This is a genomic window from Acinetobacter sp. ANC 5378, from assembly GCF_013004315.1.
Taxonomy (GTDB): domain Bacteria; phylum Pseudomonadota; class Gammaproteobacteria; order Pseudomonadales; family Moraxellaceae; genus Acinetobacter.
In genome coordinates, this window is sequence record NZ_JABERK010000040.1 from 17,402 (window position 1) to 30,165 (window position 12,764).

Below are 12,764 nucleotides of genomic sequence, written 5' to 3' on the forward strand. Positions count from 1 at the left end.
CAAATTTATTTTGCATTGCTGTTTGAAATTAACATGAATAAAACTGTTTTTTTTGTTTATAATGGCGCACGGAAATTACCAGTGAGACTGTTATGTTGACCATCGTTCAAGAAGCGCTAACCTTCGATGATGTCTTATTACTCCCTGCCTACTCAACTGTTCTCCCAAAAGATGTCTCCTTAAAGACACGCCTTACTCGTGGCATTAATTTGAATATTCCCCTTGTTTCAGCCGCAATGGATACTGTGACAGAATCACGTATGGCAATTGCGATGGCGCAAAACGGTGGTATCGGCATCCTGCATAAAAACATGGATATTTCTGCTCAAGCAGCTGAAGTACGTCGTGTGAAAAAATTTGAAGCAGGGATGGTGAAAGATCCTATCACTGTGACTCCAGAAACAACGGTTCGTGAATTGATTGCGATTACTCAAGCCAACAATATCAGCGGTGTACCTGTTGTTAAAGATGGCAAAGTGGTCGGTATTGTCACGGGTCGTGATACACGTTTCGTAACTAATCTCGAACAACCAGTTAGTAACATCATGACTGGTCAAGACCGCTTGGTGACTGTTCGTGAAAACGAATCTAAAGAAAATATCCAAGCCTTATTACAAAAAAATCGTATTGAAAAAGTATTGGTTGTTGGTGATAACAACGAATTAAAAGGTTTAATTACGGTCACTGATTTCCGTAAAGCCGAACTTTATCCAAATAGCTGTAAAGATGACCTGGGTCGTTTACGTGTTGGTGCTGCAGTGGGTACAGGTATAGAAACACCTGCACGTGTTGAAGCACTGGTTGAAGCAGGTGTGGATGCGATTGTGGTGGATACTGCACACGGTCACTCTGCGGGTGTAATTGAACGTGTTCGTTGGGTTAAAGCCAACTATCCGCAAGTTCAAGTGATTGGCGGTAACATCGCAACTGGCGATGCTGCATTGGCTTTACTTGATGCAGGTGCGGATGCGGTTAAAGTCGGTATTGGCCCTGGTTCAATCTGTACTACGCGTATTGTTGCGGGTATTGGTATGCCGCAAATCTCTGCAATTGATTCTGTTGCCAATGCATTGAAAGAACAGATTCCTTTGATTGCTGACGGCGGTATCCGCTTCTCTGGCGATATGGCAAAAGCCATTGGTGCAGGTGCAAGCACGATCATGGTTGGTTCACTGCTTGCAGGTACTGAAGAAGCACCGGGTGAAGTTGAATTCTTCCAGGGTCGTTATTACAAAGCTTACCGCGGTATGGGTTCGTTGGGTGCAATGGCGGGTGCAACGGGTTCTGCAGACCGTTATTTCCAGGACTCTAAAGCGGGTGCTGAAAAATTAGTACCAGAAGGCATTGAAGGTCGCGTACCTTACAAAGGCCCAATGGGCAACATCGTGCACCAAATGATGGGCGGTTTGCGTTCATCTATGGGCTACACGGGTTCTGCAGTGATTGAAGATCTTCGTCAAAATGCGAAGTTCGTAAAAATCACTTCAGCCGGTATGTCTGAATCGCATGTGCATGATGTGACTATTACTAAAGAAGCGCCAAACTACCGTGTTGGTTGATTTTTAGTAATCCAAGCCATGAAAAGCCGTCATTTATATGACGGCTTTTTTGATTTTGGTGTAAAGTATTTACAGCAAAATGGGATGCTCAATGTCCCCCATAAATGTATAAAAAGTGAGTAAAAAATGAGTTATTTTGGAACAGATGGTATTCGTGGAAAGTTTGGGGAACTTCCAATTACACCTGAATTTGCGCTCAAGTTGGGTTTTGCAGCAGGTAAAGTTTTAAAACAAATGAGCAATAAGAAAAAACCCATCGTTGTTATGGGTAAAGATACCCGTTTATCTGGCTATATTTTAGAATCAGCTCTACAAGCAGGTTTAAATGCTGCCGGTGTTTATGTCCATTTATTGGGTCCATTACCAACCCCTGCGATTGCACATTTAACTCGTGCAATGCATGCCAGTTTAGGTATTGTGATTTCAGCTTCGCATAACCCTTATTTTGATAATGGGATTAAGTTCTTCTCAAGTGAAGGTAAAAAACTTCCAGATGAAATTCAAGATGCAATTAATCAAGAACTTGAAAAAGAATTGAAAATTGAAGATACCGCAAACCTGGGTAAAAGCGTTCGTGTCAAAGATGCCAACGGTCGTTACATTGAGTTTTGTAAATCAACATTCCCTTACCATTTTGACTTAAGCAATTTAAAAATTGTGGTGGACTGTGCCAATGGTGCAGCTTATAACGTAGGTCCTTCGGTATTTAAGGAATTGGGTGCAACAGTTGTTGCTCTTCACAATGAACCGAATGGTTTAAACATCAATGAAAATTGTGGTTCAACCCATCCGGAAAACCTGCAAAAGGCAGTAATTGAACATCAGGCAGATTTAGGTATTGCCTTTGATGGTGATGCAGACCGGGTGGTTTTGGTCGATAAAAATGGTCAGTTGGTTGATGGTGATAACATCCTCTATATTCTTGCCACACAAGCCAACCATAAGCCTGCAGGAATTGTCGGTACCGTGATGAGCAATATGGCGCTTGAATTGGCTTTAGAAAAAGCGCAAGTTCCATTTGTACGTGCCAGTGTAGGTGACCGTTATGTGTTGCAAGCACTGGATGAAAATGGTTGGGTGATTGGCGGTGAACCATCAGGGCATATTCTGACCTTAGACAAGAGCACCACAGGTGATGCGATTATTGCAGCCTTGCAAGTTTTGACTGTCATGGTTGAACAGAAAAAAGCTTTGCATGAATTGGTTACAGACTTCCATTTATTGCCCAATGTACTAGTGAATGTTCGTTTAGAAGCAATGTTTGATCCCTATGCTGTACCTGCACTGGTGACTGAATTTGAAAAAGCTGAACAACAACTCAAAGGTCGTGGTCGTTTACTGATTCGTAAATCAGGAACTGAACCTGTCATTCGTGTGATGGTGGAAGGTGATGATCTTCAGGAAGTAACCGATTTAGCCAATCATCTTGCAAACACTGTACGTTCCAATGCGATTTAAGGTAACAATATGAATGATGTGATTAAAGATTTGAGCGAACTTCGCTTAAGTTACCAAAAAGGTGAATTACACGAAGCTCACGTGGATGAAAATCCACATGTGCAGTTCCTAACGTGGTTTAATGCCTCTTTAGAAGCTCAATTGCATGAACCCTATGCCATGTCTCTGGCAACGGCAAGTGCGCAAGGTCGTCCCCATGTACGTACCGTATTATTGCGTGGTGCAACTGAAGCGGGTTATGACTTTTATACTAATTATGACAGTCAAAAAGGCTTGGATTTAATTGCGAATCCGTATGCGGAATTACTGTTTTATTGGCCGGAACTGGAACGTCAAATTCGCGTAAGTGGTAAAGTTGAAAAGATCTCTTTAGCAGAGTCGACAGACTATTATCATAAACGTCCACGTGATAGCCAGATTGCAGCGCATATTAGTACCCCACAAAGTGGTGTCATTGCCAGCCGTGAAGAATTGCAAACGCGTTTCCAAACCTTGCAAGATCGGGTAAGCGACAAAACAGAATTGGCTAAACCCGAATTCTGGGGTGGCTACCGTTTGGTACCGGACTATTACGAATTTTGGCAAGGTCGTCCAAACCGTTTACATGACCGCTTAAGTTATGAAAGAATCGATGGTACATGGAAATTACAACGGCTCATGCCTTAAATGCCAAAAACACTGATTCAGCAACGACCTTTTATTACACGCCCTGAAAATATTCAGGGCGTGTCGCCCTTTATTGCGCAAATTTTAGCGCGCCGTGGTGTGCAATCTGAACAAGAACTCGAACTTAAACTGAAACATTTACTCGCTCCAAATATGAAAGGTTTAGAGCAAGCCATTCAAATTATGGATCAAGCCATTGATGAAAATAAGAAAATAGTCATTGTTGGCGATTATGATGCGGATGGTGCAACCAGCACCGCATTGATGGTTCTAGCTTTACGCGATATGGGCGCCAATGTTGAATATTTGGTTCCTGACCGTTTTAAATATGGTTATGGTTTAACACCTAAAATTGCCGACCTGGCTTTTACCAAGTATCAGCCGGATCTGTTGATTACGGTTGATAATGGTATTTCCAGTCATGCTGGTGTTGAACAAGCCCAAGCGCATGGCATGCAGGTGATTATTACCGATCACCATCTGACCACTAAGGAAACGCCTAAAGCCGAAGCTGTGGTCAATCCAAATCAATTGGGCTGCGACTTTCCAAGTAAAGCCTTGGCGGGCGTGGGGGTTGCATTTTATCTGCTTGCCAACCTGTCGAGTCATCGCAGTAAATCAGGAAAATCGACTTCCAAGGTGGCGCAGTATTTAGACTTGGTTGCACTGGGTACTTATGCAGACGTTGCAAGTCTGGATTATAACAACCGGATCTTGGTGGATGCCGGGGTTAAATGGATTCAGCAAAATCAATGTCGTGCCGGGATTAGGGCCTTACTTGATATTGCAGGACGAGAACCGTCTCAACTTAAAGCCCAGGATTTAGGCTTTGTGCTTGGTCCACGAATTAATGCGGCTGGACGTATGGAAACCATGGATATTGGTATTGAATGTCTCATGGCAAGCCATATGCAAACGGCCTATCCATTGGCACAGCAGCTGAATCAACTCAATCTTGAACGTCGCCAGGTTGAAGCGCAGATGAAGCAAGAGGCTTTATCTGAATTAGCAATCTTGCAATTGGATCAGGTAGATTTACCTGCAGCTTTAATTTTATTTGAACCGCATTGGCATCAGGGTGTGATTGGTATTGTTGCGGGTCGTCTGAAAGAACAGTTTCATCGTCCGAGCATCGTTTTTGCGGCAGATGATGATGGCATTCATATCAAAGGTTCTGCACGTTCAATAGAGGGCGTGCATATTCGAGATGCGATTGAACTGATTGCGGAACAACATCCACATTTGGTCAGTCACTTTGGCGGACATGCCGCGGCAGCCGGTTTAACGATTCAGAAACAGCATTTTGAAGAATTCAAACTGGCCTTTGAGCAACTGATCTCGACTATGGATGAATCGCTGTTTCATGCCACCTTATGGACTGATGGTGAATTGCCGACAACAACTTTTCAAATTGATACTGTTGATTTGCTGCAAAATTTAACCCCATGGGGACAAAAATTTCCATCGCCGATTTTTGAAGGTGTATTCAAGGTTTTAGATTATCGCTGGTTAAAAGAAACCCATTTAAAACTGCGTTTGGCTTTGGAAAATGGACAAATTGTGGAAGCGATTGCCTTTAATGCCACTGAAAAATTCGAATTTGATGCCATGCAAGATAGTGTTCGACTGGTGTATGAGCTCGATAAGAATGAATTTAATGGCAACGTCAGTTTACAAATGCGTGTTATGCATTTAGAACAATAAAAAAACCGCTCAGATGAGCGGTTTTTTGATTTTTAATCTGAGAGATTAGAAGCGGTAAGCTGCACGAATGCCATAAGTATTGATATCATCAGCAAATGCTATGTTACCTTCAAGACTGACTTGTTGAGTCAAGAATTTCTTCGCACGGATTGTGAATACATCATCATCAACGCCATCAGCATCACTGCCACTGAAGCCAAGGCCGACACTTAATGTTTTATCTAGATAAAGGTCTGTACCTAAATTATAAAAATTGTCGTCACCGAAAGTAGCACCACCTTCAAAGTTCATGTCGTATTGACCTACTTTAGTTACGTATTTAGCACGTAAAGTTGGATCAACATCATCCTCTACATCGTTGTCATACCCATCCAATCCAACAGCGATAAGCAAACCAGAAATTGGAAGATAACCTAATTCTGCTGTATAGCGAGTTGTGTCAAAATCCTCAAAACCATTGAATTCTTCAGTGATTTGACCAATATTTCCACTTACATAAAAGTCTGTATTTGGAACGAAATATTCAATACCTACACCAAAAGCCGTTTGTTCGTAAAAATCAAAATCAGTATAAGAAACAGCTGCATTAATGTTACTAGAGCGATTTAGAAATGCTGCTTCATTTAATGGTGAGTCTTTGATTTGAACCGGATTAAAGTAGTAAGTGCCATCAACCGCAAGTGTGTGACCATTATCAGCACCTTGAATATCAACGTCATGGTAAGCAACAGTACCCCCAATTTCAGCTTGGTAAGCATGTGCAGTTCCTAGGCCAGCCAAAAGTGCTGTAGCAAGAGCAAGTTTTTTAAGCATTTAGATTTCTCTCTTTGTTATAAAAATATGACTGTTTGATGAATAGTTGTAACAGATTGTACAGCTATTAATCGCACCGTCAATGTGCAAAAAATACCTAAATGCCTATTACAAGTGCAAAAAACCCATCCGAAGATGGGTTTTTTATAGCTGACTAATTTTGAGTTAAGATTAGAAGCGGTATTTTGCGGCTACACCAAATTTATTGTAGTCGTTATTACCGTATTCACCAAAACCTACACGGCCTTCAAGGCTGACTTGAGGGGTAAAGAATTTACGTGCGCTTACACCGAATTCATTTTGATCTCGAAGATCATTACTCTGATAATCGACGCCCACGCTCATAGTTTTATCAATAAAGTAATCTGCTGCAAGATTGTACTCATCTAGATCACCAAAAGCTGCACCGGCTTCCAAGTTAATGTCTTTACCGTTGCTGAGTGTGGTGACATATTTAGCACGTAATGTTGGATCTACGCCGTCATCAACGTCATTATCCCAACCTTTTACACCAGCGGCGATTAACAGGCCTGGTGCTGGTAAATAACCCACTTCTGCAGCATAAGTGGTTAAATCATTGTCTAGATCATCGTTATCTTTAAGATCATGACCATTCACGTTACCACTTAAGTAAAAATCTGAATTAGGTACAAAGTATTCAGCACCTACACCATAAGTATGTGCTTCAGTATCACCTACTTCATCATATTGATATTGTGCGCTGACGTTACTGGCACGATCAAGGAAAGCTGCTTCGGCTAATGGAGCATTACGGGTTTGAACCGGATTAAAGTAGTAGGTGCCATCAACACCGAAAGAGCCGCTTGAGCTACCATTATCAGGATCAATCAGTCCTGCAGATGCACCGACTTCTGCCTGATAAGCATGTGCTGCTGTACCCGTAATAGCTAGAGCAGAAAGAAGTGCTGAAGCAATGGCTAATTTTTTCATGGATACTACCCCTCAAATTTTGGTTAAAATTAATACATTTTTTGTTACAACTTTCAGTCTAGAGCAAAACAAAACCAGGTCAATCCATGGAAAGTTACAGAAATGTTTCTAACGTAATTTTGTGTAATTAATATTCAATAAATATTTGAAAAATACAAAAATATTAAAATGTTTTGTTTTATTAAAATTGTGGAGAGTTAATGGATTTATGTGAATTTTTAATAAAATTTTAAGTATTTCGTAACATAATAATGAGTTAACCATAAAAAAACACCCTCAATTGAGCGTGTTTTTAAGTACTCAAATGAATACTTGTTTTTCAATTAAAAACGATAAGTTGCATTGAGACTGAATGTTTGAATATCATCCCCAAAACCAACTTCGCCACCCACTGCAAAGTTAGAATTAATGAAATATTTAGAACGAATGGAGAAAAAATCAACATCGTCTTCGCCATCATCTTGAATATTATAAGCTGCTCCTAAGCTGAAAGCCTGATCGAAATAGTAGTCTGCAGCAAGGGTCACTTCATCTTCATCCCCAAATGCACCGTCAGCTTCCAGATTTAAAAATTGACCTTGATCCATGGGTGCTACATATTTTGCACGTACTGCGAAGCGGTTGTCTTCCAACTCACCATCGCCTTGATAGCCATCAATACCTGCCGCCAATAATAGATTCGATACAGGCATATAACCGACTAATGCACGATAAGTTGTAACATCAGAATCGTTAGTGACATTCCCTAAAGGAGAGGTCACTTTGATTTCACTCTGACCAAAACCGAATTCACCATTTAAATAAAATTGTTCAACAAAATATTCAATCCCACCATAAATTGTATGTAAATCAGCTTCAGATTTTGTAGCTAAAATAGTTTTGCTTTCTAAATAGTTATAGGTATAGCCAAGATAGGCATTGCTGTTATGGCCTAAAAATGCGGCTTCATTAAGAGGTGCATTTTTAGTAGAAATCGGATTGAAATAAAAAGTGCCTTTTAGCTCAAACTGATGGTCCGTATCGGTAAAATTATCATCATGATCCGTGTAAGTGAAGCCACCATCTAATTGAGCATTATAAGCAAAACTTGAAGAAGCAATTGCAGCAAGACCAAGTGCGAATAGAGTGCGTTTCATAAAATCCCCAAAGGTTATTGTTGTAATAAAATTGTAATAATGTATAAAAAACATACACATTGTTTATAAAAAAGACATTTTGGTCAACTGTTATTACATCTCTGCCCTCTAAAATTGCATCTATGCTCTGTGTTATAATTGACAGCTATTTAAGCCTAATATTCTGATTGAGAGTAATTCACGTGGAAATTAATCCTTATCTAAACCAATTAAAAGACTTAAACGACCGTGGTCAAACACTACGGGGGTATCTTTGACTACGATCTGAAAAAAGAGCGTTTAGAAGAGGTTCTCCGCGAATTAGAAGATCCAGCAATCTGGAATGATCAAAGTCGTGCGCAAGCGATGGCCAAAGAAAAAGGCGAGCTTGAAAACGTATTAAATGTGCTTGAAGGTTTATCAACACAGCTTGAAGACGCGCAAGCACTGCTTGATTTAGCGGTTGAAGCAGACGATGAAAGCTTGCTTGAAGATGTACAAGCAGAATTGGATGCGTCTGAATCGGAACTGGCAAAACTTGAATTCCGTCGTATGTTCAGTAATCCAATGGATCCGAATCCATGTTATGTGGAAATTCAGGCCGGTTCGGGTGGTACGGAAGCACAAGACTGGGCATCCATGTTGCTTCGTATGTATATGCGCTGGATTGAACGTCACGGCTTTAAAGCAGAATTGATGGAAGAATCTGACGGTGATGTTGCGGGTATTAAATCTGCAACCATCCGCGTTGAAGGTGAGTATGCCTATGGCTGGTTACGTACCGAATCCGGTGTCCACCGTTTAGTGCGTAAATCGCCATTTGACTCGGGTAACCGTCGTCATACTTCATTCTCGGCTGTGTTTGTTTCACCTGAAATTGATGACAACATCGAAATTGATATCAATCCTGCAGATGTCCGTACCGATACTTATCGTGCATCGGGTGCCGGTGGTCAGCATATTAACAAAACCGATTCTGCGGTGCGTTTAACCCATGCACCAACAGGGATTGTGGTGGCGTGTCAGAACCAGCGTTCACAACATGCCAACCGTGACCATGCCTGGAAACAGTTGCGTGCAAAACTCTATGAATTAGAGATGAAAAAACGTACTGATGCTGCGCAGGCACTGGAAGATACCAAGTCTGATATCGGTTGGGGCAGCCAGATTCGTTCATACGTACTGGATGACTCACGTATTAAAGACTTGCGTACCAGTGTGGAAAGCTCGAATACCGGTGCAGTCCTCGATGGTGATCTGGATAAATTTATTGAAGCCAGTTTAAAACAGGGTTTATAAATTTATCTCTTTAAAAACAGAGGCGAGTCCTCTGTTTTTTTAGCTTTAAAATTGGGTGAATCGAGTTCATCCAATCCATTGATCAGACAATGTTAGAATAGAGTGAATTTGTACAAGATTGCAGCAATTTACAAAATGAATATATAATATCGATAAATTTCGATATTAATATCGTATAAATTCGATATAATGATTCTAGGTAAGGTGCTGATCATGAACATGAGTGAAATGAGATGGACACAGAAGCAATTTATAAAGCCTTAGCCAACCCGATTAGACGTCAGATTCTGCAATGTTTAAAAGAACCTGAACGCTATATTTCCGCTGAAGAATGTGGAACTGATTTTAGTCGTGGCGTGTGCGCAGGTCAGATGGAAAAAATTGCCGATATCTCTCAATCGACCATGTCCAATCATTTATCGGTGCTGCAACAGGCAGGACTGATTCATGTTACTAAATATGGGCAATGGTCTTATTTCTCGCGTAATGAAGCACTGATCGAAGAGTTTTTACAACATTTACAGCATACGCTTTAGACTTTAATCAGTCAGGGCAAGCTGTAAGAGGATTGCTGGATGACAGATTTTTCAACACCGATTCAATTTGGTGAACTTAAACTTAAAAACCGCGTGGTGATGGCACCATTAACACGTAGCCGTGCCACCGTTGATCGTGTACCTACACCGATGATGGCCGAATACTATGCGCAACGTGCAAGTGCAGGTTTGATCATCTCTGAAGCAACAGTGATTTCAGAAGAAGCCAACGGTTATGAAAAAACGCCGGGTCTATTTACTGATGCGCAAGTTGAAGGCTGGAAACTGGTCACTGATGCTGTGCATGCCAAAGACGGTTTGATCGTGGCGCAATTGTGGCATGTCGGTCGTGTTTCACATCCTGATTTATTAAACGGTGAAACACCGGTTTCTGCCAGTGATGTCCAACAGGCGGGTTATGTCAGCTTACTGCGTCCAAAACGTGAATATGTAGTGCCACGTTCACTGGAAATTTCAGAAATTCAAGCCATTACCGAGCAATATAAACAGTCTGCCATTCGTGCCAAAGAAGCAGGTTTTGACGGGGTGGAATTGCATGCGGCAAATGGTTATCTGATTGACCAATTCTTACAAACTTCAACCAATAAACGTACCGATCTTTATGGTGGTTCGGTTGAAAACCGTGCCCGTTTCTTGCTTGAAGTGGTGGATGCCCTGATTGAAGTCTGGGGTGCGGGTCGTGTCGGTGTACATTTGGCGCCACGTGGCGATGAGCATGATATGGGCGATGCCAATCCACAAGAAACCTTTGGTTATGTGCTAGAACAATTGGGTCAGCGTAAAATTGCTTTCTTCTTTACCCGTGAATACTTAGCGGATGACAGCATCAGCCTAGATATGAAAGCACGTTCAAATGGTGTGCCATATATTGCCAATATGCGTTTAAGCCGTGAAGATGCGCTTGAATTATTGGCATCGGGCAAAGCAGAAGCGGTGTCTTTTGGTAAAGCCTATATTGCCAATCCTGACCTTTTTGAGCGCTTGGTGGAAGATGAACCACTGAATGAATTGAAGTTTGAAAACATGATTGGAACCGATGTGGCAGAAGGTTATATCGATTATCCTTTCTTAAATAAACAGCTAGCCGAAAGCTAAGTTGATATATCAATAAAGCAGAATAAATCATTGGGCAGAGCAGAATTCATTAACATGTGGAGGCTGCTCTGTTATATTTTGCCGATTGAACATCATTTGAGGCAACTTGTTTGGCTACTCCTTTTTGGTACAACGCAGCATTATCAGTCATTAAACCATTGTATCAATGGCGGATCAAAAAACGTGCGTTGAATACGGAGCAATTGCAACAAGAGTATCTTGAGCGTTTTGGCCCATTTCAAGCGCCAAAAAATCTGCATGCCATTTGGTTTCATGTGGTATCGGTGGGAGAAACCAATGCGGCACAACCCTTAATTGAACACTATTTAAAATCGGGTCATGCTGTTTTAGTGACCAATACCACCAAGACTGGACAGGCGCGTGCCAAATCACTATTTTTAAAAGCACCCTATGAGCATTTATTCCAGGCAGTGTATTTGCCTGCCGATCAGAAAAAATTAGTTCAGGCATTTTATCAAAAGTATCAGCCGAAATTATTGGCCTTAGTAGAAACTGAAATTTGGCCAAATTTAATTGACCAAGCCCAGCAATTTAAAGTGCCATGTTTACTGATTAATGCACGACTTTCGGAAAAATCAGCTAAAGGCTACAGTAAGGTTCAAGGGCTTAGCCAAGGCATGCTGAATGGTTTGAACCAGTTACTGGCTCAAGACCAAGCAACCTTAGATCGTTTTCTAAATTTAGGGATGGCTGAAAATAAAAGTCAGGTGTTGGGTAGTATTAAATTTGATATTCATGCACCTGAAAGCTTTATTCAACAAGCTCAGCAACTCAAGCAAGACTGGAATTTATCAGCACGTAAAATTATTACTATTGCCAGTACGCATGCGCCAGAAGAACAAAAACTCCTTACCGCGTTAAAACCTTATCTTACGCAACATCCAGAAATTGTGGTGATTGTAGTACCGCGTCATCCGGAACGCTTCGATGAAGTATTTCAGATTGCACAAGCATTGAATCTAGAGACTCAACGTCGCAGTTTAGGTGAGGTTATTGAACCCCATACCCAAGTGTATTTAGCCGATAGTATGGGGGAAATGTGGTTGTGGTACGCCTTAAGCCAAGCCTGCTTTGTCGGTGGTTCGTTGAATGAACCGGGTGGTGGGCATAATATTTTAGAGCCGATTGCATTAAATGTGCCGACGGTTTTGGGTAAAAATTACTTTAACTTCCAGACCATTGTTAATGAATTTGTCGCAGTGGATGGGGTAAAAGTTGTCGATGATGCAGAGCAGGCGGCGAAGGTTTTAATTGAACTGTTAAATGATCACGTGGCTGCAAAGCAATTGAATCAACAGGCACAGCAGATCATGCTTAAAAATACAGGTTCTTTAGCCAAACATATTGCGGTGATTGATCAGTATCTCTAAAAAGCCCTGTATACATTACGTTGAAATTTATTTCGCGGAGGCGGCATGGATGCCGCCGTTAGGCTATGGTAAAGGGACTTACCATTAGCCTAACAAAGAGTTTTGCCTACTTTTGCTCTGTCAAAAGTAGGAACATGCCTACGCAACGTAAAATAA

Annotated in this window: 11 protein-coding genes; 8 read left to right on the forward strand and 3 right to left on the reverse strand. The window is 41.3% G+C overall.

Annotated elements, in window-relative coordinates; translation table 11 throughout:
- Positions 1–92 precede the first annotated feature (92 nt).
- From guaB to recJ, 4 genes are all read left to right on the forward strand, one after another.
- Positions 93–1,559, forward strand: a complete 1,467-nt coding sequence (gene guaB / locus HLH16_RS09115) for an IMP dehydrogenase (RefSeq protein WP_131288303.1) — start codon at positions 93–95, stop codon at positions 1,557–1,559.
- 126 nt (positions 1,560–1,685) lie between these two features.
- Positions 1,686–3,017, forward strand: coding sequence for a phosphoglucosamine mutase (gene glmM, locus HLH16_RS09120; RefSeq protein ID WP_171529095.1), 1,332 nt, complete (start codon positions 1,686–1,688; stop codon positions 3,015–3,017).
- A 9-nt stretch (positions 3,018–3,026) separates the two neighbouring features.
- Positions 3,027–3,683 carry a pyridoxamine 5'-phosphate oxidase gene (gene pdxH / locus HLH16_RS09125; RefSeq protein WP_171529096.1) on the forward strand — a complete coding sequence of 219 codons (657 nt, stop codon included), beginning with the start codon at positions 3,027–3,029 and terminating at the stop codon, positions 3,681–3,683.
- Complete coding sequence (recJ, locus tag HLH16_RS09130) at positions 3,684–5,387, forward strand: single-stranded-DNA-specific exonuclease RecJ (RefSeq protein WP_171529097.1); 1,704 nt, start codon at positions 3,684–3,686, stop codon at positions 5,385–5,387.
- A 45-nt stretch (positions 5,388–5,432) separates the two neighbouring features.
- On the opposite strand, the gene HLH16_RS09135 is transcribed toward recJ, so the two are convergent.
- The 3 genes from HLH16_RS09135 to HLH16_RS09145 form a co-directional block, all read right to left on the reverse strand.
- Positions 5,433–6,200, reverse strand: coding sequence for a putative porin (locus HLH16_RS09135; RefSeq protein ID WP_171529098.1), 768 nt, complete (start codon positions 6,198–6,200; stop codon positions 5,433–5,435).
- A gap of 171 nt (positions 6,201–6,371) precedes the next feature.
- On the reverse strand, positions 6,372–7,151 hold the full coding sequence (locus HLH16_RS09140; RefSeq protein WP_171529099.1) for a putative porin: 780 nt from the start codon (positions 7,149–7,151) through the stop codon (positions 6,372–6,374).
- Between the two features lie 323 nt (positions 7,152–7,474).
- On the reverse strand, positions 7,475–8,287 hold the full coding sequence (locus tag HLH16_RS09145) for a putative porin (RefSeq protein ID WP_171529100.1): 813 nt from the start codon (positions 8,285–8,287) through the stop codon (positions 7,475–7,477).
- A gap of 182 nt (positions 8,288–8,469) precedes the next feature.
- Here HLH16_RS09145 and prfB point away from each other — a divergent pair.
- The 4 genes from prfB to HLH16_RS09165 all read left to right on the forward strand — a co-directional run bounded on the left by prfB (position 8,470) and on the right by HLH16_RS09165 (position 12,608).
- A protein-coding gene (gene prfB, locus HLH16_RS09150) for a peptide chain release factor 2 (RefSeq protein WP_131288284.1) occupies positions 8,470–9,565 on the forward strand; the annotation gives its coding sequence in 2 pieces (ribosomal slippage) (positions 8,470–8,541 and positions 8,543–9,565; 1,095 coding nt in all).
- 233 nt (positions 9,566–9,798) lie between these two features.
- A complete protein-coding gene (locus tag HLH16_RS09155; protein WP_171529101.1) occupies positions 9,799–10,101 on the forward strand; it encodes an ArsR/SmtB family transcription factor in 303 nt (100 codons plus the stop codon).
- A gap of 39 nt (positions 10,102–10,140) precedes the next feature.
- Positions 10,141–11,217, forward strand: a complete 1,077-nt coding sequence (locus tag HLH16_RS09160; protein WP_171529102.1) for an alkene reductase — start codon at positions 10,141–10,143, stop codon at positions 11,215–11,217.
- Positions 11,218–11,327: 110 nt separating this feature from the next.
- Entirely contained in the window at positions 11,328–12,608 is a 1,281-nt protein-coding gene (locus HLH16_RS09165) for a 3-deoxy-D-manno-octulosonic acid transferase (protein ID WP_171529103.1), read from the forward strand.
- Positions 12,609–12,764 lie beyond the last annotated feature (156 nt).

What these genes read in the sequence shown, in the direction of transcription:
- guaB (WP_131288303.1), top strand. Translation starts at nt 93, where the DNA reads ATGTTGACCATCGTTCAAGAAGCGCTAACCTTCGATGATGTCTTATTA.
- glmM (WP_171529095.1), top strand. Translation starts at nt 1,686, where the DNA reads ATGAGTTATTTTGGAACAGATGGTATTCGTGGAAAGTTTGGGGAACTT.
- pdxH (WP_171529096.1), top strand. Translation starts at nt 3,027, where the DNA reads ATGAATGATGTGATTAAAGATTTGAGCGAACTTCGCTTAAGTTACCAA.
- recJ (WP_171529097.1), top strand. Translation starts at nt 3,684, where the DNA reads ATGCCAAAAACACTGATTCAGCAACGACCTTTTATTACACGCCCTGAA.
- HLH16_RS09135 (WP_171529098.1), bottom strand. Translation starts at nt 6,200, where the DNA reads ATGCTTAAAAAACTTGCTCTTGCTACAGCACTTTTGGCTGGCCTAGGA.
- HLH16_RS09140 (WP_171529099.1), bottom strand. Translation starts at nt 7,151, where the DNA reads ATGAAAAAATTAGCCATTGCTTCAGCACTTCTTTCTGCTCTAGCTATT.
- HLH16_RS09145 (WP_171529100.1), bottom strand. Translation starts at nt 8,287, where the DNA reads ATGAAACGCACTCTATTCGCACTTGGTCTTGCTGCAATTGCTTCTTCA.
- HLH16_RS09155 (WP_171529101.1), top strand. Translation starts at nt 9,799, where the DNA reads ATGGACACAGAAGCAATTTATAAAGCCTTAGCCAACCCGATTAGACGT.
- HLH16_RS09160 (WP_171529102.1), top strand. Translation starts at nt 10,141, where the DNA reads ATGACAGATTTTTCAACACCGATTCAATTTGGTGAACTTAAACTTAAA.